The organism is Allobranchiibius huperziae (genome assembly GCF_013410455.1).
Taxonomy (GTDB): domain Bacteria; phylum Actinomycetota; class Actinomycetes; order Actinomycetales; family Dermatophilaceae; genus Allobranchiibius; species Allobranchiibius huperziae.
Map to the genome: position 1 here is coordinate 2067448 of NZ_JACCFW010000001.1, position 21107 is coordinate 2088554.

The following is a 21107-nucleotide window of genomic DNA, read 5'->3' on the forward strand; positions in this document are numbered from 1 at the left end:
GTACTCTCGATGAGGCACTTGCTCCACCCCCGATCTTGCCGAACGCCGCCGACCCGCGACACGCCGGTCGGCGGCGTTCGTCGTTATCTCATATATGAGATACGCTCGCCGTATGACGGATGACTATCTGGACCGCGTCGGCACCCTCATTCGCGACGCCCGCCGCCAGCGCAAGCTGACCCAGTCCGAGCTCGCCGAATCCCTGCAGACCTCCCAGAGCGCGGTCGCCCGCATCGAACAGGGCAAGCAGAACCTCAGCCTGGAGATGGTCGCCCGGATCGGCGAGGCCCTCGACACCGAGGTCGTGCAGGTCGCCACCAACACCCCCCTCAACCTGCGCATCAAGGGCGGTCACAAGCTCTCCGGTGAGATCGACGTGCGCACCAGCAAGAACGCCGCCGTCGCCTGCCTGTGCGCCTCGCTGCTGAACAAGGGCAAGACCACGCTGCGCAACCTCGCGCGCATCGAGGAGGTCAACCGGATCACCGAGGTGCTGAACTCGATCGGGGTCAAGACCCGGTGGCTGCCCGACTCCAGCGACCTGGAGATCACCCCGCCGGCCCGCCTCGACCTCGACGCGATGGACGAGGCCGCGGCGCAGCGCACCCGCACGATCCTGATGTTCCTCGGCCCGCTGCTGCACGAGTTCGACGACTTCAAGCTGCCGAACGCCGGTGGCTGCGACCTCGGCGCCCGCACCGTGGAGCCGCACATGCACGCGCTGTCGGCGTTCGGTCTGCAGGTGGAGGCCAGCCACGGCTACTACGTCGCGACCGTCAACCGCGAGGTCGCCGCCGGAGCGACGATCATCCTCACCGAGCGCGGCGACACCGTCACCGAGAACGCGCTCTTCGCCGCGGCGCGCTTCGACGGCACCACCACCATCCGCAACGCCAGCCCCAACTACATGGTGCAGGACCTGTGCTTCTTCCTGGAGAAGCTCGGGGTGCGCATCGACGGCATCGGCACCACGACGTTGATCGTGCACGGCCGCCCGCACATCGACCAGGACGTCGAATACCACCCGTCCGAGGACCCGATCGAGGCCATGTCGCTGCTCGCGGCCGCCGTCGTCACCACCTCGGAGATCACCATCAAGCGGGTGCCGATCGAGTTCATGGAGATCGAGCTGACCCTGCTGGCCAGCATGGGGATGAAGTACGACCTGTCGCCGGAGTACACCTCCGCCAACGGCCGCACCCGCCTCGCCGACCTGCGCACCATTCCCGGCCCGCTGGTCGCGCCGAAGGACAAGATCCACCCGATGCCCTTCCCAGGCCTCAACATCGACAATCTGCCGTTCTTCGCCGCGATCGCCGCGGTCGCCGAGGGGCAGACGATGATCCACGACTGGGTCTACGAGAACCGCGCCATCTACCTCACCGAGCTCACGCCGCTCGGCGCGAAGGTGCACCTGATGGACCCGCACCGGGTGCTCATCGAGGGACCGACCCGCTGGCGCGCCGCCGAGGTCATGTGCCCGCCCGCGCTGCGGCCGAGCATGGTCGTGCTGCTGGCGATGCTGGCCGCGCCGGGTGAGTCGGTGCTGCGCAACGTCTACGTCATCAACCGTGGCTACGAGGACATCTACACCCGGCTGAACGCGCTCGGCGCTGACATCCAGTCCTTCCGCGACATCTGATCCGTGCCGCGCGGTTGTCAGCGGGTTCACGGCGCCGATGCCACGAATCCGCTGACAACCGAGTGCATCACCGGGCGGATGAGACCAACGTGAGGGGACGCGCCGACGTGACGCCGCGTACGCCGTACCTGGCCTGGCCGGGCCCGATCGCCATGGCCCACCGGGGGTTCTCCCGCGACGGCTTGGAGAACTCGATGGCGGCGTTCCGCGCCGCCGTCGACCTCGGGTACGGGTATGTCGAGACCGACGTGCACGCGACCGCCGACGGGGTGCTCGTGGCCTTCCATGACAGCTCGCTCGACCGGGTCGCCGGTCGAAGCGGCGCGATCGTGGACCTGCCGTGGCGCGAGGTCGAGACGGCTCGGATCGGTGGGGTGGAGCCCATTCCCCGGTTCGACGAGCTGCTCGAGACGTGGCCGCAGTTACGTCTGAACATCGACTGCAAGTCCGACGCCGCAGTCGCACCGCTCGCGGACGCGATCGAGCGGCACCGCGCGTGGGACCGGGTAGGCGTCGCGTCGTTCTCCGACCGGCGACGGCGATCGGTCCTCGCGCGGCTGACCCGTCCGGTGGCCACCACCGCCAGCCCCGTGCTCGTCGGGGTTGCCCTGGCATTCGGACGAACACCCCTGGCGCGTATGCCGATCGGAGCCGTCGACTGCCTGCAGATCCCCGAGCACACCCGCAAGCTGCCGGTGCTGACCCGCACGCTCATCCGCCAGGCGCACAAGGCCGGCGCGCAGGTGCACGTGTGGACCGTCGACGAGCCGGCGGCGATGCACCGCCTGCTCGACCTCGGCGTCGACGGGCTGATGACCGACCGCGCCGACCTGCTGCGCGAGGTGCTCATCACACGCGGGCAGTGGCACGAGGTCTGAGCGCCGTCCCTCGAGTGTCCGCGGTGTCGTGTGGACGTATGCGCGATGGTGCGGACACTCGCCTACGCCGTTAGCGGATCTGCTGTCAGCAGCGTGACCTGACAGCGAATGCGCAACGGTGGCAGCGTCGTTCGCATGAGTGACGACGAGACACCCACGGTCAATCCTCTGGACGCCGACCTCGAGCGCCGACTGCTGCAACGGCGCACGCTGCTGCTCGGTGCAGCGCTGGAGGAGGCGAACGGCAATCGGCTCTGCAACGCGCTGCTGCTGCTGGCCGCCGAGGACGCGCACGCCGACATCCGGCTGCTCATCAACTCCCCCGGCGGGTCGGTCTCGGCCATGCTCGCGATCCGCGACTGCATGCGGGTCATCCCGAACGACGTGAGCACGGTGGCGCTCGGCGCCGCGTACAGCGCGGGACAGTTCCTGCTGAGCTCGGGCACCAAGGGCAAGCGGTACGCGCTGCCGCACGCGCAGGTGCTGCTGCACCAGGGTTCGGCCGGCTTCGGTGGCACCGCGATGGACATCGCGATCCAGGCCGGGCAGCTGCGGCACACCCGGGACACGGTGCTGTCGCTGGTCGCGCAGGACACCGGGCAGGACATCGCGACCGTCGAGCGCGACTCGCAGCGCGACCGCTTCTTCACGGCGCAGGAGGCCCTCGACTACGGATTCATCGACGCGATCGTGGATTCGATGGACCAGGTCGGACCCATCGCGTCCCGCACCGCCGGACTGGGGGCGACGCGATGAGCTCCTACACGGTGCCCTACGTCACGACCCGCAGCGAACGCGGCGGTGACCGCACGGTCGACGTGTTCAGCCGGCTGCTCGCCGACCGGGTGGTCTATCTGGGCACGGCGATCGACGACGGCGTCTCCAACGTGCTGATCGCGCAGTTGCTGCACCTGGAATCGGACAACCCGGACCAGCCGATCAACTTCTACATCAACTCCCCCGGCGGATCGATCTCGGCGATGCTCGCGATCTACGACGCCATGCAGTACGTCCGCGCGCGGGTCGAGACGACCTGCGTGGGTCAGGCCGTCTCCACGGCGGCCGTGCTGCTCGCCGGTGGCGCACCCGGATACCGGCAGATGCTGCCGCACGGCCGGGTGGTGCTGCATGCGCCGGCAGCCGAGGGACGTGGGGCGATCCCGGACCTGATCCTGGAGGCCGAGGAGGTCGACCGGGTGCGGACGCTCCTGGAGGAGTTGCTGGCGCAGCACACCGAGCACACGCCCGAGCAGGTCCGGCGCGACACCGAGCGGGATCTGGTGCTGACCGCCGACGCCGCCCGCGCGTACGGCGTGGTCGACACCGTCATCGCATCGCGGAAGGCATGAGTGCCGCAGGCGCGCTCAGGCGGCCAGGCGAAGCTCCGCCTGCTGAGACGTCGAGGTCGGTGCACCCGAGCCGGCGGCCAGCTGGTCGCGCACGCGCGAGGTCAGGTCGAGCAGCGTCAGGTCGAGTGCTCCGCCGATGGCCGCCAACATCTCCGACGACGGCTCCTTGCGACCCCGCTCGACCTCCGAGAGGTACTGCGGGGAGACCCCTGCGCGGCGGGCCACGTCCGCCAGCCGCTCGGCGCGGGCGGTCCGCTCCCGTCGCAGCTGCTCTCCCAGCAGCTGGCGCCACAGCGGCTCACCCCGGCGCGCCGCACGTCGCACGCGCGCGTCGTCGGGTGACGGGAAGGGCACCACACTTCGCATATGGCGAGACTAGGCCGCGGCGCCGGTGCGGTGGACGGATTCTGCTGCGAGCAGACAGCCCGTCTCGGTTCCAGGCCGACGTCGCAGCCTCGGTAGGCTCGCAACCATGCTGTCCGCACTGACGATTCGAGAGTCCGGTCCGAACGACTGGCGTGCGGCGGGCGAGCTGCGATGGGTGTGGGACATCGAGGACGGCGACGCCCCGGCGTACGAGCACGACGAGTTCGTCCGCACCTTCGCCGACTGGATCGGCGCGCAGCAGGGCACCCACACCTGCTGGGTGGCGCAGGAGGGTGATGACATCGTCGGCATGGCGTTCTTAGTGCGCACACCCCGGCCGCCGCGACCATCGACCGGTGACCGCTGGGTGGCCGAGATCCAGTCGGTGTACGTCCCGGCGAGCCACCGGGGGCGCGGGATCGGCTCGCAGCTGGTCGACACCCTGATCGAGCGGGCGCGCACCGCTGGCGCGGACCGGGTCATCGTGCACTCCCGGCCGAAGTCGGTGCAGGTCTACCACCGCGCCGGTTTCGCGACCACCCCGCTGCTGATGGAGCGCACGCCGTGAGGAAGCGGCCGCACCCTGACGGCGTTCGCGTTGGTTGACGGCGTTCGAACGCCGTCAACCCTGCGAAACACCGTCAGGGTGGCCGTGTGCCGGTCGGTCAGGCGACCATCCCGTGCGGGTCGATCACGTACTTCTTCGCCGCGCCCTTGTCGAAGTCGGCGTAGCCAGTCGGCGCCTCGTCCAGGCTAATCTTCGTCGCGTTGACCGCCTTCGCGATCTGCGCCTTGTCACGCAGGATCAGGTTCATCAGCTTGCGGTTGTACTGCTTCACCGGGCACTGACCGGTCATGAACGAGTGCGACTTCGCCCAGCCCAGGCCCAGCCGGACACCGAGGGTGCCTTCCTTGGCGTTGTCGTCGGCAGCACCGGGATCGCCCGTCACATAGAGCCCCGGGATGCCGATGCCGGCGCCCGCGCGGGCGATCGTCATGCAGTCGTTGAGCACAGTGGCCGGCGCCTCGTCGGCGTCCGCGCCGTGCCCGCGCGCCTCGAAGCCCACCGCGTCGACGGCGGCATCGACCTCCCGCTCGCCCACGACCTGCTCGATCAGGTCGGCCAGGTCGTCGCCACTCGACAGATCCACGCTCTCACAGCCGAAACTGCGCGCCTGCGCGAGGCGTTCGGCGTTCATGTCGCCGACGACGACCACGGCCGCACCGAGCAGCTGCGCGGCGTGTGCGGCGGCGAGCCCGACCGGACCGGCGCCCGCGACGTACACCGTCGAACCGGTGGTGACGCCCGCTGTGTACGCGCCGTGGTAACCCGTCGGGAAGATGTCGGACAGCATCGTCAGGTCCAGGATCTTCTCCATCGCCTCCTCGCGGTCCGGGAACGGCAGCAGGTTGAAGTCGGCGTACGGCACCATCACGTACTCCGCCTGCCCGCCGATCCAGCCGCCCATGTCGACATATCCGTACGCCGCGCCCGCCCGGGCCGGATTGACGTTGAGGCAGATGCCGGTCTTGCCCTCGTTGCACATCCGGCACCTGCCACAGGCGATGTTGAACGGCACCGTGCAGATGTCGCCCTTCTTGACGAAGAGCACGTCGTCTCCGAGCTCGACCACCTCACCGGTGATCTCGTGGCCGAGGGTCTGGCCCACGGGCGCCGTGGTCCGGCCGCGCACCATGTGTTGATCGCTGCCGCAGATGTTGGTCGTCACCAGCCGCAGGATGGCGGCGTGCGGCGCGTCCTTCTTCAGTTTCATCCCCGAGACCACGTCGTCCGGGAGCGTGAGCGAGGGATAGTCGATCTCCTCGACGGCGACCTCGCCCGGACCCTTGTAGACGACGACTCTGTTGCTTGCCATGACTGCGACCTTCCTGGCTCGGATGTCACGCGAGATGTGACCTAGGTCATATCAACGTAGCCACCCGGCCTGAGCGGCGCTTGTGGTTGACGTAGGTCCTCGGCGAGGGAGCACGGTCTCCCCACACCGCGCGGGACTGCGTGTGACGACCGCTTCGGACCGGGCAGGCTCAGTGCGCGATGCGCCCGATCAGGTCCGTCGCGATGACGTCGGAGGTCAGGCCGATCTGCTCCAGCACCTGTCCGCGCGAGGCATGGTCGAGGAAGCGCTTCGGGATGCCGAACGGGTGCACCGGCACCTCGCAGCCCGCCGCGCGCAGCCGCGCGGTGACCGCCATACCGACGCCGTTGGTCGCCAGGTTGTCCTCGATGACGGCCACGTGGCGGGCCGACCTCGCCAGCTCGACCAGCTCGTCGGCCACCGGAAGCACCCAGCGCGGATCGACGACCAGTGTCGAGATCCCTTGTGCCGCAAGCTTCTCGGCCACGCCCAGTGCCGTGGCACACATCGCTCCGACGCCGACGAGCAGGACATCAGGTGCCGCAGGTCCGTCGTGCAGGACGTCGAGCGACCCGACCGAGCGCACCGCCGTCAGCGGTTCTGCGACATCGCCCTTGGGGAAGCGGATGACGGTCGGCGCATCGGACACGTCGAGGGCCTCGCGCAACTGCAGCTTGACCTGCTCGCCGTCGCGCGGCGCGGCGAGCCGCAGCCCGGGCACGATCGAGGAGATCGCCATGTCCCACATGCCGTTGTGCGACGGTCCGTCCGAGCCGGTGACGCCCGCCCGGTCGAGCACGAAGGTGACGCCCTGGCGGTGCAGCGCGCAGTCCATCAGCAACTGGTCGAAGGCACGGTTGAGGAAGGTGGCGTAGACCGCGACGACCGGGTGCAGCCCGGCGTACGCGAGGCCGGAGGCCATCGTCACGGCGTGCTGCTCGGCGATGCCCACATCGAAGACCCGGTCGGGGTACGCCGCGGCGAACTTGTCCAGCCCGACGGGGATGAGCATCGCCGCGGTAATCGCGACGACGTCGGCACGCTCGGCACCGATGCGCACCATCTCGTCGCTGAACTCGTCGGTCCAGATCCGGCCGGACACCTCGAAGGGCAGCCCGGTCTCGGGGTTGAACTTGCCGATGCCGTGCCACTGGTCGGCCTCGTCGTCCATCGCCGGCTGGTAGCCGCGGCCCTTCTGGGTGATCACGTGCACGATGCACGGTCCGCCGAAGTCCTTGGCGCGGCGCAGACCCATCTCGACGGCCTGCTCGTCGTGGCCGTCGATCGGACCGACGTACTTGATGCCCAGGTCCTCGAACATGCCCTGCTGCGGGGCGACGATGTCCTTGATGCCCTTCTTGACCCCGTGCAGGGTCTCGTACATCGCATGGCCGACGACCGGGGTCTGCTGCAGCGTCGACTTGCCCCAGTCCAGGACCCGCTCGTAACCGCGCGTGGTCCGCAGGGTCGCCAGGTGCGCGGCAAGCCCGCCGATGGTCGGCGCGTACGACCGCTCGTTGTCGTTGACCACGATGACCAGCGGCAGGTCCTTGCTGACGGCGATGTTGTTGAGCGCCTCCCAGGCCATCCCGCCGGTGAGCGCGCCGTCGCCGATGACCGCCACGGTGTGCCGATCGCCCTGGCCCTGCAGCACCCGGGCGTGGGCGATGCCCTCGGCCCAGGACAACGACGTGGACGCGTGCGAGTTCTCGACCACGTCGTGCTCGGACTCGGCGCGGCTCGGGTAGCCCGACAGGCCACCCTGCTTCTTCAGCGCGGAGAAGTCGTGCCGACCGGTGAGCAGCTTGTGGACGTAGGACTGGTGCCCGGTGTCGAAGACCAGCGTGTCCCGGGGTGAGTCGAAGACCCGGTGCAGTGCGATCGTCAGCTCGACGACGCCCAGGTTGGGGCCGAGGTGTCCGCCGGTCTTGGACACCGACTCCACCAGGAAGGTGCGGATCTCGGCAGCCAGTGCGTCGAGCTGCTCAGCAGGGATCGCGCGCACGTCACCCGGCTCGTTGATGCCATCGAGCAAACCCACGTAGAAAAATCCCTTCCGGCCACGGTCCAACGCCCGAGTCTATGCGCTGGGGTACGACGCCACGGACCCCGAGTCGCTGGGCGCGTCAGGGGCCCGGCCGGCTGAGACGGATCGCTCAGTGCAGAACGGTGATCAGCGGCGCGTAGAGCTCCATGGCCGCCAGCGCGTTCTCGTGCGCTTCCTGGGTCGACCCGGCGCACGCGTCCGCTCGGATCGTCACCTCGAGGCCGGCATCGGCCATCGGCAGGGCCGTCGACAGCACACAGCAGTCCGTGGACACGCCGCACAGCTGCACCGACCGCGCGTCGCCGAGCGCGACGCGCAGCGGATCGCCCCACTTGCCGAACGTCGTGGCGTCGACGGTCGGCCTGCCGGCGAACTGCGGGATCAGCTGGTACTGCGGGTGATCCGGCCCGGTGAGGGCGAACGGCCACTGCTCGAAGTACGCCGTCCACGCACCCGCTGGCTCGCGCGGAGCGACGTAGCGGGTGAAGACGACGCGGTCGGCATACTCCTGCACAGCCGCCTCGATGGCGGGCAGTGTCTGAGCGAACATGGGCGACGCCCATGGGCCGCCCGGGTCGGCGAAGACGTGTTGGGCGTCGATCACGACGAGCACGTCAGACGGCACTCGCGGCCTTCGCGGTGGAGGTGGGATCGACGCGCTCCTGGCGCCGGACGGTGCTGGAAGTGAGGGCGACGGCACCCACGAAACCGACGACGATGGCGACGAGCACGCCGAGTCCGGCGTACGCCCAGGTGCCCTCCTTGCCGCCGAGGTGCAGCGGGTCCAGCAGATAGCCCTGCCATGTCAGCCACGACACCTTGGCCGAGGTGACGACCAGCCCCCACCCCAGCACCGACCCGATCACCATCAGCACCAACGGGATCGGGGCGAACGAACCGTAGCGGCCACGGGCGTCGTAGAGCTCGGCATCGGCGTACGCGCGCCTCCGCAGCACCAGGTCGCCGAGGAAGACACCGCACCACGCGGCGATCGGCACGCCCACTGTGACCAGGAAGCCCTGGAAGTTGGCCACGAAGCTGCTGGAGGTGAAGAAGACGACGTAGATCCCGCCGAGCGTCATGATCGTGCCGTCGATCAGCGCGGCGACGAAGCGCGGCGCGCGCAGCCCGAGACTGAGCAGCGACAGTCCCGAGGAGTAGATGTCGAGCACGGCACCGGACATCAGGCCCAGGATCGCCACGATCGCGAACGGCACCAGGTACCACGTGGGCAGTGCGGACGTGAGCGCGCCGATCGGGTCGCTACCGATGGCGGTGGAGAGCTTGGGATCGGACGCGGCCAGCAGGATGCCGAAGACCACGAGCATCACCGGGCCGAGCGCGCCGCCGAACGTGGTCCAGAAGATGACGCCGCGGCTGGGCGTCGAACGCGGCAGGTAGCGGCTGTAGTCGGCCGCGCAGTTGACCCACCCCAAGCCGAGCGCGGTCAGCACCAGGATCGTCGCGCCGAGCACCTGTGGCACTCCCCCGGCTTTCATGGTGCTCACCGTGTGCCAGTGCACGCGGTGCACGGTAAGGGCGATGTAGCCGATGGTGAGGACGGCGGTCGCCAGGGTGATGACGGTCTGCAGCCGCATGATGAGCGCGAAGCCGAAGACTCCCGCGACGACCGTGATCGCCGCCACCACCAGCAGGACGACCAGCTTGGTGGCGGCGCCGTGGCTCCACCCGAGTTGCGCGAAGACCGTCGAGGTGCCGAGGGTGGCGAGCACCACCAGCACCGTCTCCCACCCGACGGTGAGGATCCAGGAGATCGCCGACGGCACGCGATTCCCGTTGAGCCCGAACGCCGCTCGCGACAGCACCAGGGTCGGCGCCGACCCGCGCTTGCCCGCGACGGAGACGAACCCGCACAGCAGGAACGAGCCGATGCTGCCGACCACCGCGGCGCCGAGCGCCTGCCAGATGTTGAGTCCGAAGCCGATCACGAACGCGCCGTACGCGATCGCGAGCACCGAGATGTTGGAGGCGAACCAGGGCCAGAAGAGCGACGCGGGCTGCCCGTGCCGTTCGGACTCCTCGATCACGTTCAGACCGTTGGCCTCCACCCCGCTCGGGGCGCGCACCTCTGGTGCCTGCGTCGTCGCCATGACGATCACGCTAGGCCAGCCGCCGCCGCGCGGCGGGACATCCGGCATTCGATCTTGAATCCACTCTTGACAACGTACAACCATTTGGTTGTACGTTGTGCTCATGACCGATCCCGAGGACGCCGCGGACGCGATGTTCCGCGCACTCGCCGACCGGACGCGTCGCGACATCCTGCGCCGCATTCTCGCCGGCGAGCACTCGGTGTCGGCGCTGGCGGAGCACTACCCGATGAGTTTCGCGGCCGTGCAGAAGCACGTCGCCGTCCTCGAACGGGCAGGGCTGCTCGTCAAGCGCCGCCACGGACGCGAACAGCTCGCGAGCGGAGACGTCGAAGCGATCCGTTCGGTCGCGTCGATGCTCGGTGAGCTCGAGCAGATCTGGCGCGGCCGGATCTCCCGGATCGACGAACTGCTCACCACCGAGAAGACCGGAACGACCGACATCACGAACAACCCGACACCAGAGGAGAAGTGACATGCCCGTCACCGATGTCAACACCCAGGCCGAGGCCCGCACGCTGACCATCACCGCCGAGTTCGCGGCACCCGTCGAGCGTGTCTGGGAGGTGTACGCCGACCCGCGCCAGCTCGAGCGCGTGTGGGGGCCGCCGACCTACCCGGCCACCGTCGTGGACCACTCGCTCACCAAGGGCGGCCGGGTGCACTACTACATGACGAGCCCCGAGGGCGAGAAGTACCCCGGATGGTGGCACGTGACCTCTGTGGACGCCCCGCACGGCTTCGAGTTCGAGGACGGTTTCGCCAAGAACGCCGACGACTTCGCCCCCGACGAGGCGATGCCGGTGTCGCAGAACGTCTACCGGTTCGAGGACATCGGCGGCAAGACGCGGGCGACCTACGTCAGCACGTACACGACCGCCGAGGGTCTGCAGAAGGTGCTCGACATGGGAGTGATCGAGGGCTCCTCCCAGGCGATCAACCAGATCGACGACCTGATCGCCTCCTGACCCGGACGCCGAACGACCCCTGCCGCGTGACGGCAGGGGTCGTTCGGCGTGAAGCCGGTGTCTACGTCAGGCGCCGGCCTTCACCAGCGAGCGCAGCACGTACTGCAGGATGCCGTCGTTACGGAAGTACTCCGCCTCCCCGGGGGTGTCGATGCGCACGACCGCGTCGAACTCCACGACCGCCCCGTCGCCCTTGGTCGCGGTCACGTGCACCGTCTTGGGCGTACGGCCCTCGTTCAGCGCCTCGACGCCGCTGATGTCGAAGATCTCGGTGCCGTCCAGGCCGAGCGACTCGATGTTCTGCCCCTGCGGGAACTGCAGCGGGAGCACGCCCATCCCGATCAGGTTGGAGCGGTGGATGCGCTCGAACGACTCGGTGATGACGGCCTTGACGCCGAGCAGCCGGGTGCCCTTGGCCGCCCAGTCACGCGACGAGCCGGAGCCGTACTCCTTGCCGCCGAGCACGACCAGCGGCACGCCGGCCTCCTGGTAGGCCGCCGACGCGTCGAAGATCGTGGTCTGCTCGCCGCCGGCGAGGAAGTTGCGGGTGAAGCCGCCCTCCACGCCGTCCAGCAGCTGGTTGCGCAGCCGGATGTTGGCGAACGTGCCGCGCACCATGACCTCGTGGTTGCCGCGGCGCGAGCCGTAGGAGTTGAAGTCCTTGCGCTCGATGCCATGCTCGGACAGGTACTTGCCCGCGGGGCTGTCGGCCTTGATCGAACCGGCCGGGCTGATGTGGTCGGTGGTCACCGAGTCGCCCAGCTTCGCCAGGACGCGTGCGCCCTTGATGTCCGAGACGGGCTCGGGCTCGGCCGGCATGCCGTCGAAGTACGGCGGTTTGCGCACGTACGTCGAGTCGGCGTCCCAGGCGAACGTGTCGCCCTCGGGGGTCTGCAGGCTCTGCCAGCGCTCATCGCCGGCGAAGACGTCGGCGTAGTCCTTGACGAACAGCGCTCGGTCCATGGACGACGCGATGGTCCTCTCCACGTCGTCGGGGGCCGGCCAGATGTCCTTGAGGAAGACGTCGTTGCCGGCGGTGTCCTGCCCCAGAGGGTCGACCTCGAAGTCGAAGTTCATCGTGCCGGCGAGCGCGTACGCGATGACCAGCGGCGGCGAGGCCAGGTAGTTCATCTTCACGTCCGGGTTGATCCGGCCCTCGAAGTTGCGGTTGCCGGACAACACGGAGACCACGGTCAGGTCGTGCTCCTGCACGGCCTGGGAGATCTCCTCGTTGAGCGGGCCGGAGTTGCCGATGCACGTGGTGCACCCGTATCCGACGAGGTAGAAGCCGAGCTTCTCCAGGTAGGGCCACAGGCCGGCGTTCTCGTAGTAACCGGTGACGACCTGCGAGCCGGGCGCCATCGAGGTCTTCACCCACGGCGGCACCGTGAGGCCCTTGTCGACGGCGTTCTTCGCGAGCAGCGCCGCGGCCATCATCACCGACGGGTTGGAGGTGTTGGTGCAGCTCGTGATCGAGGCGATGACGACCGAGCCGTCCTTCAGCCCGTACGCCGGCCCCTCGGCCGGGGTCACCTGCTCCTCGCGCAGACCGCCCTCGACGCCGTAGTTCTTGACGTCGAGCGCGAACTGGGTCTTGGCGTCGGACACGACGATGCGGTCCTGCGGACGCTTCGGACCGGCGATGGAGGGGACGACCGTGGACAGGTCGAGCTCGAGGTACTCCGAGAAGCGCGGCTCGTTGGACGGGTCGTGCCACAGGCCCTGGGTCTTGGCGTAGGACTCGACCAGCGCGACGTGGTCCTCGTCGCGGCCGGTGAGGCGCAGGTACTCCAGCGTCACGTCGTCGATCGGGAAGATCGCGCAGGTGGAGCCGAACTCCGGGCTCATGTTGCCGATGGTCGCGCGGTTGGCCAGCGGCACGGAGGCGACGCCGTCGCCGTAGAACTCCACGAACTTGCCGACCACGCCATGCTCGCGCAGCATCTGGGTGATCGTGAGGACGACGTCGGTCGCGGTCGCGCCGGCCGGGATCGCGCCGGTGAGGCGGAAGCCGACGACGCGCGGGATGAGCATCGAGACGGGCTGGCCGAGCATCGCGGCCTCTGCCTCGATGCCGCCGACGCCCCAGCCGAGCACGCCCAGGCCGTTGACCATCGTGGTGTGGCTGTCGGTGCCGACGCAGCTGTCCGGGTAGGCCACGCCGCCCCGGGTCATGATCGAGCGGGCCAGGTGCTCGATGTTGACCTGGTGCACGATGCCGGTGCCCGGGGGCACGACTTTGAAGTCGTCGAACGCGGTCTGGCCCCAGCGCAGGAACTGGTAACGCTCCTTGTTGCGGCCGTACTCGATCTCCACGTTGCGCTCGAACGCGTCGGCGCGGCCGAAGACGTCGATGATCACCGAGTGGTCGATGACCATCTCGGCCGGAGCAAGGGGGTTGATCTTCTTGGCGTCGCCACCGAGGTCGGCCACGGCCTCGCGCATGGTGGCCAGGTCGACCACGCACGGCACACCGGTGAAGTCCTGCATGATCACGCGGGCCGGGGTGAACTGGATCTCGGTGTCCGGCTCGGCGTCGGCCTTCCATCCGCCCAGCGCCCGCACGTGGTCGGCGGTGATGTTCGCGCCGTCCTCGGTGCGCAGCAGACACTCCAGCAGCACCTTGAGGCTGAACGGCAGGTCCGAGGACCCCTCGACCTTGTCCAGGCGATAGAACTCGTAGGAGTTCTCCCCCACCTTCAGGGTGTCCTTCGCATCGAAGCTGTTGGTGCTCACGCCGACTCCTTCGTCCTGTCCGTCGCGCCGTTCCGGCCGCATCTCATTTATCTTGACGTCAAGATAAGTCAAGCATATCCGCTGCGCTCCCGGCAGCAAAGGTCGACCTAACGCGCACCCCGCCTCCGTTGTCAGCGGATCAGGGGCGGCGGCGTCACAGAAACGCTGACAACCGGCGTCGTGCCGGTCAGCCCCGCTCAGCTGGAACGAGGATCGCGATGCACTCGACGTGGTGGGTCATCGGGAACGCGTCGAACGCGCGCAGCGACGTCAGCGCGTAGCCCTCGTCCGCCGCGTACGCCAGGTCACGGGCCAGCGCCGAGGGGTCGCACGCAACGTAGGCGACGGCCCGCGGGCGCAGTCGGGCGATCTGCTGCACGACCTCGCGACCGGCGCCGGTGCGCGGCGGGTCCAGCACCACCAGATCGGCGGCGCCGCCCAGGTGCCGCTCGACGAGCGGCTCGGCACGACGTACGTCGGAGCGCTCGATCCGCGCCTGCGGCACCTCGCGCAGGGCGGCCTGCGCGTCGGACACCGCACGCTCGTCACCCTCGATGCCGAGGACAGCACCGCTGTGCCCCACCCGCTCGGCGAGGAACCTGGTGAAGAGCCCGACGCCGCAGTAGAGGTCGAGCACCCGCTCGCCCGGTCGCGGCGCGAGCTGCCGCAGCACCTCGTCCACGAAGGTCGGCGCCGCCCCGGGGTGCACCTGCCAGAAACCGCGCGCGGACACCTCGAAGTCCAGTGACGTCCCACCCGCGGTCACGCTCTCGAGCACACCCGGCACCTCGCCGCGGTGCGGCAGCAGCACTGCGGTCGCCGAGCCGTCGGACGACACGGCGACGTCCACGCCGGTGATCCCGGCCTCGAAGCGCTCGGTGAAGATCCCGGTCGCCCGCACCTGCGGCACGCTGATCACGCAGTCCTCGACGGGTACGACGTCGTGTGAGCGGTGTGCGCGGAACCCCGCCCGGCCGTCCGGACCGGTCGCGAGCTCGACGCGGGTGCGCCAGCGCAGCCCGTCCTCGTCGCCGGGCACGGCCTCGACGTCGCCCGTCCAGTCGATGCCCGCCAACCGGCGCAGCTGCTCGGCGACCACCGCGGTCTTCAACTCTCGTCCGTACGCCGCGCTCGTGTGCTGCCAGTCGCACCCTCCGCAGCGGCCCGGGCCGGACCAGGGACACGCCGGCGTGCGCCGTTCGGGTGAGGCATCGAGCACCTCGACCGCGTCGGCCCGCAGGAAGCGCGAGGTGCGGGTGCCGTCGGTGACGCGCGCGCGCACCCGCTCCCCCGGCAGCGTGTGCCGCACGAAGACGACGCGGCCCTCCGTACGCGCGACGCACGATCCACCGTGCGCGACCGCCCCGATGTCCAGGACCAGCTCGGTCCCCACCATCGAGCCGGGCGCGGCGGGATCGCTGCCGGTGCGGCGTGCGGGGCGACGCGATCCGCCGCGCCGTTCGGGTCGTCCGCGGCGGGGTTCGCCGGAGCGGGGGCGCTGGGGCATCGCGGGTCAGCGACCGAGCCGGACGGACCCCGGAGCAGACCCGTCGAAGCGGTCCTCGGACCCCTCGGAGGAGTGCAGCTGCCACGGCACGCTGGTGACCATCACACCGGGCGTGAAGAGCAGCCGGGCCTTCAGGCGCAGCGCGGACTGGTTGTGCAGCAGCTGTTCCCACCACTTCCCGAGCACGTACTCGGGGATGTAGACCATCACCACGTCGCGCGGGCTGTCGCGCCGGATGGCGCGCACGTAGTTGATGACCGGCCGGGTGATCTCGCGGTAGGGCGACGCCACCGTGCTGAGCGTGACGGGGATGTCGCGCCGCTTCCACTCGTCCTTGAGCGCCTGCGTCTCCTCGTGGTTCACGTCCACGGTCAGCGCCTCGAGCACCGCGGGACGGGTCGCCCGCGCGTACGCCAGCGCCCGCATCGTCGGCTTGTGGATCTTGGAGACCAGCACGATGACGTGCAGTCGTGCGGGCAGCACCTGCTCGTCGCCGTCGATGTCGGACAGCGCCAGCTCGTCGCGCACGTGCGCGTAGTGGCGGCGGATGCCGAGCATAAGGATGTAGAGCACGACCATCGCGCCGACGGCGTACCCGGCGCCGTGGGTGAACTTCGTCAACAGGACGACGACCAGCACCAGCCCGGCCATCACCGCGCCGACGGCGTTGATGACGCGCGAGCGCCGCATCCGGTATCTGACCTTGGGGTCCTGCTCCTCCTTCAGGTGCCTGTTCCAGTGCCGGATCATGCCGGTCTGGCTGGTCGTGAAGGAGACGAAGACGCCGACGATGTAGAGCTGGATCAGTCGGGTGGTCTCGGCGTGGTAGATCACGATCAGGGCGACCGCCGCGCCCGCGAGGATCAGGATGCCGTTGGAGTAGGCCAGCCGGTCGCCGCGGGTGTGCAGCTGCCGAGGCAGGAAGCCGTCCTTCGCGAGGATCGACGCCAGCACCGGGAACCCGTTGAACGCGGTGTTCGCGGCCAGCACGAGGATGATGCCGGTCACGATCGAGACGAAGATGATGCCCGGCGCGAAGCCGTGGAAGACCGCATGGGACAACTGCCCGAGGACGGTGTTCTCGTTGTAGTTCTCGACCGGCTTGCCGTGCAGCAGGAGCCTGCCCGGGTGGTCGGGGTCCTGCATGTGGATGCCGGTCCAGCGCGACAGGGCGATGATCGAGACGAGCATGATGACCGCGATGGAGCCCATCATCAGCAGCGTCGTGGCGGCGTTCTTGCTCTTGGGCTTCTTGAACGCCGGCACACCGTTGGAGATCGCCTCGACACCGGTGAGCGCGGCACATCCGCTGGAGAAGGCGCGCAACAGCAGGAAGAGCATCGCGAACTGCGACAACGACGACATGCCCGCCTGCGGGGCGAGGGAGAACTTCGCGCTCTCAGCGAGCGGAAGGTCGCCCATCAGCTTGCGGAACACCCCGACGATCGCCAGCCCGACGATGCCGAGGATGAACAGATAGACGGGGATGGCGAAGTACGAGCCGGACTCGCGCACGCCGCGCAGATTGAGCGCCGTCAACGCGACCACGAGCAGCACGGCCACGATGACCTCGCGGCCCTGCACGAACGGCAGTGCCGCGGACGCGTTCTGGACGCCGGAGGACACCGACACCGCCACCGTGAGCGTGTAGTCCACGAGCAGGGCCGAGGCCACGGTCAGGCCCGCCTTGGGGCCCAGGTTGGTGGTCGCGACCTCGTAATCGCCACCGCCGGAGGGGTAGGCGTGCACGTTCTGGCGGTAGGACGCCACGACGATCGCCATCACGAAGACGACGGCGCCGGTGATGTACCAGGAGTTGGTGGTCACGAACGCGCCACCGGCCGCGCCGAGGGTGATCAGGATCTCGTCGGGCGCGTACGCCACCGAGGAGAGCGCGTCACTCGCGAAGATCGGCAGGGCCAACCGCTTGGGCAGCAGCGTGTCGCCCAGCTTGTCACTGCGCATCGCGCGACCGACGAGCACACGCTTGATGGTTCGTCCAGTCACTGACACAACCGCAGAGTCTAGGGGCGAGATGCCGGAGCTTCGCGCACACTCCGGTAGCGTCCTCGGCGTGCACTTCGTGATCATGGGATGCGGCCGGGTCGGCTCCACGCTGGCCATCGGCCTACAGGAGCACGGGCATGAGGTCGCGATCATCGACCAGGACGAGGGAGCCTTCCGTCGTCTCGGGTCCAATTTCGCCGGATCGCGCATCACCGGAGTCGGTTTCGACCGCGAGACGCTGGAGCGTGCGGACATCCGCAACGCGTACGCGTTCGCCGCGGTCAGCAGCGGCGACAACTCCAACATCCTGGCCGCGCGTGTCGCTCGCGAGACCTTCGACGTGGAGCACGTCGTCGCGCGCATCTACGACCCGGGCCGCGCCGAGATCTACCAGCGCCTCGGCATCCCGACCGTCGCCACCGTCCGCTGGACGGCCGACCAGGTGCTGCGCCGGCTCGTGCCGCAGGGCGCCATCCCGCTGCACACCGACCCGAGCGGCCGCATCAGCCTGCTCGATCTGAGCCCGCACATCAGCTGGGTCGGCACACCGCTGCGGGTCATCGAGCGCGAGACCGGCGCCCGCGTCGGGTACTTCACCCGCCTCGGCGAGGGCCGCCTGCCCGACCCGGACACGGTGCTGCAGGAAGGCGACCTCTTGCAGGTCCTCGCCGAGCGCGACCGTCGTCCGGAGATCGAGGAAACCCTCACCTCACCCCGACCCGCAGATCTGTAGGAGTTCCCCACCATGCGCGTCGTCGTCGTCGGAGCGGGCAGTGTCGGCCGCTCGATCGCCCGCGAACTCATCCACAACGGGCACGCGGTGCTGCTCATCGACAAGTACGCGGAGGACGACCGCACCGCGTCGGTGCCGGACGCGTCCTGGCTGCTCGCCGACGCGTGCGAGATGAGCACCCTGCAGGAGGCGCAGGTGCAGGACTGCGACGTCGTGGTCTGCGCGACCGGTGACGACAAGGTCAACCTCGTCGTCTCGCTGCTCGCGAAGACCGAGTTCGGCATCGCGCGCACGGTCGGACGCGTCAACAACCCCAAGAACGAGTGGATGTTCGACGAGGCGTGGGGTGTGGACGTCGCGGTGTCGACCCCGCGCATCATGACCGCACTCGTCGAGGAAGCCGTCAGCGTGGGCGACCTCGTGCGCCTCTTCCAGTTCCAGCAGGGCAAGGCGACGATGGTCGAGATCACCATCCCGTCGGACAGCCCGGCCGTCGGTCAGACCGTGGGCGGGCTGGACCTGCCGCCGGACTGCGTGCTGGTCGGCATCATCCGGGACGAGCGGCCGATCGTGCCCACCCGGACCGAGCCCATCGAGGGTCTTGACGAGCTGCTCTTCCTCGCCACCGCCGACGCCGAGGCGGCGCTCGGTGCCGCGATGACCGGACGCGACATCGCCGACGTGCGCACTGTCTCCCACGAGAGCACCTGAGCCTGCGGCAATTCGGCGACATAGCGAAGGGCGCGCTCCGCGGAGCGCGCCCTTCGCTATGTCGCCCGGCCGGATGCCCGGTGCGTCGGATCAGCCGGGTCAGTCCACCTCGACGGCGGGCTTGATCTCGTACTCGGGGTTGAAGATCGTGGGCATGCCGCGACGGTGCAGCACCCGACCCTTGACGGTCAGGTAGACGCCCGGCTCGATGCCGGCGATGCTCCGGCGGCCCAGCCAGACCAGCTGCATCATCCGGGTGCCGTCGTCCAGACCGACGACGAACGCCGGCACGGAATCGGTGCGCGGACGCAGGCTGGTGTAGCGAACGGTGCCGCAACAGCCCGCGATCTGACGGTCGCAGCACGCCTCGATCGGGGTGCCGCCCCGCTTGGTGGCGGCCTCACGCAGCTCGTCGCGCTCGATGGCAGCCGACGACCTGCTGAATCGGCGCGCCGCCTCGCGAATCGTCGCCGTTGCGCCCATCAGCGCACCTCCGTGATCTCAGGCCCTCGCTCGAACGGATCGAGCGTACGAGGAGCATTCTCCTCCTCGGCGGCCTCGGCCACCGCATCGGGCACCTTCAGTTCCAGCAGCTCCCGCGGCGCCCGCGCTTCGCTGCCGCGCAGGACCACCGTGTCGCGCACGAAGTCCACCAACGTGGCGGCTGCCGCCGCGTCGGTCGCTGCGGCACCGGAGAAGACCGCGCGCAGGAACCAGCGTGGGCCGTCGACGCCGGCGAAGCGCGCGGCGGAGTACGTCGTACGGCCGTCGTTGCCGCGCGCCGGGATGCGCACGGCCAGCTCGATGCCGAGCGGACCGAGCTCTTCAGTGGCCGACCCACCGCCCGTGATCAGCCCGTCGGCGATCTCGTCGCGAATGTCATCCCAGATGCCCCGGCTCTTGGGTGCTGCGAACACCTGCACCTGGCAGGCCGATTCGCCCAACACGGCAGTGATGCCGGTGATGTTTCCGGCCTCCTGGTCCACGTCGAGGCGCAACTCCATGCCGGCCAGCGGACGCAGCGCGAGTGCGCCGAAGTCGAGCCGGTCGTCGAGGTTCTTGACCTCCGAGCGGTCGAACGGGCCCTTACTGCGATCCAGGTCGTGCGGCCGCGGCAGGCGACCGGGAAGCTCGTGGTGCGAGTCGTCGGCCTCGTCGTCGCCGGCGTCACTCAGGTCCGCGTCGGCGGCGTCGCCGACATCGGAGCCGACGGAGTCGGTCTCGGACGCGAGATCCGTCGCCTCGATGTCCTCTGCTCCGGTGTCGTCCGACTCGACCTCGGCCGACGCCGCGTCGTCGTCGTGCCCGGACGCGGTCGGCCCGTCCTCACGCGCCTTGCGGCGGAAGATCCCCACGGGTCCAACTTCCCTTCCTCGAACTGATGTCAGCGCACCGTATCCCGCGTCGGCGGACTGGTGAAACCGCCGGACGCACCGTGACCGCCCTGGCCGCGCTCACTGGAGCCCAGGACGTCCACCTCGCTCCACTGCACCTCTTCGACGCGCTGGACGATCAGCTGCGCGATGCGGTCGCCCCGGTCGAACGAGAACGACTCGCGGGGATCGAGGTTGATCAGGTTGACCTGGATCTCGCCGCGGAAGCCGGAGTCGATGGTGCCCGGGGCATTGACCATCGTGATGCCGTGTCGGGCCGCGAGGCCGGAGCGCGGGTGCACGAATCCGGCGTACCCGTCGGGCAGCTCGATGGCGATCCCCGTCGGGATCAGTGCACGGTGCCCCGGCGGGATGGTCAGGCCGATCCGCGCGTGCAGATCCACCCCCGCGTCGCCCGGGCGGGCGTACGACGGGAGCGGGAGTCCCGGATCCAGCCTGCGGATCGGGACCGGGACGGCGCTCACGAAGCGCTCAGGCCGCGCACTCGCTGCAGACGAGGACTCCGTCGGCGTCGCTGACCAGCTGGCTGCGGTGGTGCACGAGGAAGCAGCGCGAGCAGGTGAACTCATCCGCCTGGCGCGGGATCACCTGGACGGACAGCTCCTCGCCGGACAGGTCCGCGCCGGGCAGCTCGAAGCCCTCGGCCTGCTCGGTCTCATCGACATCGACGCTCGCGGCGTTCTTGTCGACGCGGCGCGACTTCAGCTCTTCGATCGAGTCTTCGCTCAGGTCGTCGTCGGTCTTACGTGGGGCGTCGTAGTCAGTCGCCATGCCATGCCCT

Annotated in this window: 21 protein-coding genes; 9 read left to right on the forward strand and 12 right to left on the reverse strand. The window is 69.3% G+C overall.

The genetic code is table 11. The annotated features are described in order from the left end of the window. The first annotated feature begins 112 nt into the window (after positions 1–112). The 4 genes from HNR15_RS09760 to HNR15_RS09775 all read left to right on the forward strand — a co-directional run bounded on the left by HNR15_RS09760 (position 113) and on the right by HNR15_RS09775 (position 3869). Complete coding sequence (locus HNR15_RS09760) at positions 113–1642, forward strand: UDP-N-acetylglucosamine 1-carboxyvinyltransferase (protein WP_179481281.1); 1530 nt, start codon at positions 113–115, stop codon at positions 1640–1642. Between the two features lie 152 nt (positions 1643–1794). Beyond that, entirely contained in the window at positions 1795–2520 is a 726-nt protein-coding gene (locus HNR15_RS09765; protein WP_179483696.1) for a glycerophosphodiester phosphodiesterase family protein, read from the forward strand. Positions 2521–2655: 135 nt separating this feature from the next. After that, complete coding sequence (locus HNR15_RS09770; RefSeq protein ID WP_179481284.1) at positions 2656–3276, forward strand: ClpP family protease; 621 nt, start codon at positions 2656–2658, stop codon at positions 3274–3276. After that, complete coding sequence (locus tag HNR15_RS09775; protein WP_179481286.1) at positions 3273–3869, forward strand: ClpP family protease; 597 nt, start codon at positions 3273–3275, stop codon at positions 3867–3869. The genes HNR15_RS09770 and HNR15_RS09775 overlap by 4 nt, the downstream gene beginning before the upstream one ends. A 15-nt stretch (positions 3870–3884) precedes the next feature. On the opposite strand, the gene HNR15_RS09780 is transcribed toward HNR15_RS09775, so the two are convergent. Next, positions 3885–4235 (reverse strand): helix-turn-helix domain-containing protein, encoded by a 351-nt coding sequence (locus HNR15_RS09780; RefSeq protein ID WP_179481288.1) that lies wholly within the window; start codon positions 4233–4235, stop codon positions 3885–3887. A 106-nt stretch (positions 4236–4341) separates the two neighbouring features. Here HNR15_RS09780 and HNR15_RS09785 point away from each other — a divergent pair, with 106 nt between their 5' ends. Continuing rightward, on the forward strand, positions 4342–4803 hold the full coding sequence (locus HNR15_RS09785) for a GNAT family N-acetyltransferase (protein WP_179481291.1): 462 nt from the start codon (positions 4342–4344) through the stop codon (positions 4801–4803). Positions 4804–4900: 97 nt separating this feature from the next. Here the strand turns inward: HNR15_RS09785 and fdhA are convergent, their stop codons facing one another. From fdhA to HNR15_RS09805, 4 genes are all read right to left on the reverse strand, one after another. Next, complete coding sequence (gene fdhA / locus HNR15_RS09790) at positions 4901–6112, reverse strand: formaldehyde dehydrogenase, glutathione-independent (protein WP_179481293.1); 1212 nt, start codon at positions 6110–6112, stop codon at positions 4901–4903. A 169-nt stretch (positions 6113–6281) separates the two neighbouring features. Continuing rightward, positions 6282–8153: a 1-deoxy-D-xylulose-5-phosphate synthase gene (gene dxs / locus HNR15_RS09795; protein WP_179481295.1), complete on the reverse strand. Its 1872-nt coding sequence runs from the start codon at positions 8151–8153 to the stop codon at positions 6282–6284. A gap of 115 nt (positions 8154–8268) precedes the next feature. Continuing rightward, the gene (locus HNR15_RS09800) at positions 8269–8763 is read right to left on the reverse strand and encodes a cysteine hydrolase family protein (protein WP_343048489.1); all 495 of its coding nucleotides are present in this window, start codon (positions 8761–8763) and stop codon (positions 8269–8271) included. A gap of 10 nt (positions 8764–8773) precedes the next feature. Further along, positions 8774–10270, reverse strand: coding sequence for a purine-cytosine permease family protein (locus HNR15_RS09805; RefSeq protein WP_179481299.1), 1497 nt, complete (start codon positions 10268–10270; stop codon positions 8774–8776). Between the two features lie 103 nt (positions 10271–10373). Between HNR15_RS09805 and HNR15_RS09810 the strand changes: the two genes are divergently transcribed. Beyond that, a complete protein-coding gene (locus HNR15_RS09810; protein WP_179481301.1) occupies positions 10374–10745 on the forward strand; it encodes an ArsR/SmtB family transcription factor in 372 nt (123 codons plus the stop codon). A 1-nt stretch (position 10746) separates the two neighbouring features. Next, a complete protein-coding gene (locus HNR15_RS09815) occupies positions 10747–11238 on the forward strand; it encodes an SRPBCC family protein (protein WP_179481303.1) in 492 nt (163 codons plus the stop codon). 66 nt (positions 11239–11304) lie between these two features. Here HNR15_RS09815 and acnA read toward each other — a convergent pair whose 3' ends face one another. The 3 genes from acnA to HNR15_RS09830 form a co-directional block, all read right to left on the reverse strand. Beyond that, complete coding sequence (acnA, locus tag HNR15_RS09820) at positions 11305–13974, reverse strand: aconitate hydratase AcnA (RefSeq protein ID WP_425484529.1); 2670 nt, start codon at positions 13972–13974, stop codon at positions 11305–11307. 187 nt (positions 13975–14161) lie between these two features. Then, positions 14162–15481, reverse strand: a complete 1320-nt coding sequence (locus tag HNR15_RS09825; RefSeq protein WP_218883654.1) for a class I SAM-dependent RNA methyltransferase — start codon at positions 15479–15481, stop codon at positions 14162–14164. 6 nt (positions 15482–15487) lie between these two features. Beyond that, positions 15488–17494 (reverse strand): APC family permease, encoded by a 2007-nt coding sequence (locus HNR15_RS09830; protein ID WP_425484530.1) that lies wholly within the window; start codon positions 17492–17494, stop codon positions 15488–15490. Positions 17495–17555: 61 nt separating this feature from the next. Between HNR15_RS09830 and HNR15_RS09835 the strand changes: the two genes are divergently transcribed. Further along, positions 17556–18221: a potassium channel family protein gene (locus HNR15_RS09835; protein ID WP_179481309.1), complete on the forward strand. Its 666-nt coding sequence runs from the start codon at positions 17556–17558 to the stop codon at positions 18219–18221. A gap of 12 nt (positions 18222–18233) precedes the next feature. Then, the gene (locus HNR15_RS09840) at positions 18234–18932 is read left to right on the forward strand and encodes a potassium channel family protein (RefSeq protein ID WP_179481311.1); all 699 of its coding nucleotides are present in this window, start codon (positions 18234–18236) and stop codon (positions 18930–18932) included. Positions 18933–19031: 99 nt separating this feature from the next. On the opposite strand, the gene HNR15_RS09845 is transcribed toward HNR15_RS09840, so the two are convergent. From HNR15_RS09845 to HNR15_RS09860, 4 genes are read right to left on the reverse strand one after another with little or no spacing between them, the layout of a single operon-like run. Then, the gene (locus HNR15_RS09845; protein ID WP_179481313.1) at positions 19032–19415 is read right to left on the reverse strand and encodes an OB-fold nucleic acid binding domain-containing protein; all 384 of its coding nucleotides are present in this window, start codon (positions 19413–19415) and stop codon (positions 19032–19034) included. Then, positions 19415–20287, reverse strand: coding sequence for a DUF3710 domain-containing protein (locus HNR15_RS09850; RefSeq protein WP_343048490.1), 873 nt, complete (start codon positions 20285–20287; stop codon positions 19415–19417). The genes HNR15_RS09845 and HNR15_RS09850 overlap by 1 nt, the downstream gene beginning before the upstream one ends. Before the next feature lie 29 nt (positions 20288–20316). Then, positions 20317–20790: a dUTP diphosphatase gene (dut, locus tag HNR15_RS09855; RefSeq protein ID WP_343048491.1), complete on the reverse strand. Its 474-nt coding sequence runs from the start codon at positions 20788–20790 to the stop codon at positions 20317–20319. Between the two features lie 7 nt (positions 20791–20797). Beyond that, positions 20798–21097 carry a DUF4193 domain-containing protein gene (locus tag HNR15_RS09860; protein WP_179481317.1) on the reverse strand — a complete coding sequence of 100 codons (300 nt, stop codon included), beginning with the start codon at positions 21095–21097 and terminating at the stop codon, positions 20798–20800. Positions 21098–21107 lie beyond the last annotated feature (10 nt).

Excerpts from the sequence above, each read along its gene's own strand:
- HNR15_RS09780 (WP_179481288.1), bottom strand. The coding sequence starts at position 4,235 with ATGCGAAGTGTGGTGCCCTTCCCGTCACCCGACGACGCGCGCGTGCGA.
- HNR15_RS09805 (WP_179481299.1), bottom strand. The coding sequence starts at position 10,270 with ATGGCGACGACGCAGGCACCAGAGGTGCGCGCCCCGAGCGGGGTGGAG.
- HNR15_RS09765 (WP_179483696.1), top strand. The coding sequence starts at position 1,795 with ATGGCCCACCGGGGGTTCTCCCGCGACGGCTTGGAGAACTCGATGGCG.
- HNR15_RS09785 (WP_179481291.1), top strand. The coding sequence starts at position 4,342 with ATGCTGTCCGCACTGACGATTCGAGAGTCCGGTCCGAACGACTGGCGT.
- HNR15_RS09860 (WP_179481317.1), bottom strand. The coding sequence starts at position 21,097 with ATGGCGACTGACTACGACGCCCCACGTAAGACCGACGACGACCTGAGC.
- HNR15_RS09810 (WP_179481301.1), top strand. The coding sequence starts at position 10,374 with ATGACCGATCCCGAGGACGCCGCGGACGCGATGTTCCGCGCACTCGCC.
- HNR15_RS09845 (WP_179481313.1), bottom strand. The coding sequence starts at position 19,415 with ATGGGCGCAACGGCGACGATTCGCGAGGCGGCGCGCCGATTCAGCAGG.
- HNR15_RS09775 (WP_179481286.1), top strand. The coding sequence starts at position 3,273 with ATGAGCTCCTACACGGTGCCCTACGTCACGACCCGCAGCGAACGCGGC.
- HNR15_RS09760 (WP_179481281.1), top strand. The coding sequence starts at position 113 with ATGACGGATGACTATCTGGACCGCGTCGGCACCCTCATTCGCGACGCC.
- HNR15_RS09770 (WP_179481284.1), top strand. The coding sequence starts at position 2,656 with ATGAGTGACGACGAGACACCCACGGTCAATCCTCTGGACGCCGACCTC.
- fdhA (WP_179481293.1), bottom strand. The coding sequence starts at position 6,112 with ATGGCAAGCAACAGAGTCGTCGTCTACAAGGGTCCGGGCGAGGTCGCC.
- HNR15_RS09825 (WP_218883654.1), bottom strand. The coding sequence starts at position 15,481 with ATGCCCCAGCGCCCCCGCTCCGGCGAACCCCGCCGCGGACGACCCGAA.
- HNR15_RS09815 (WP_179481303.1), top strand. The coding sequence starts at position 10,747 with ATGCCCGTCACCGATGTCAACACCCAGGCCGAGGCCCGCACGCTGACC.
- HNR15_RS09840 (WP_179481311.1), top strand. The coding sequence starts at position 18,234 with ATGCGCGTCGTCGTCGTCGGAGCGGGCAGTGTCGGCCGCTCGATCGCC.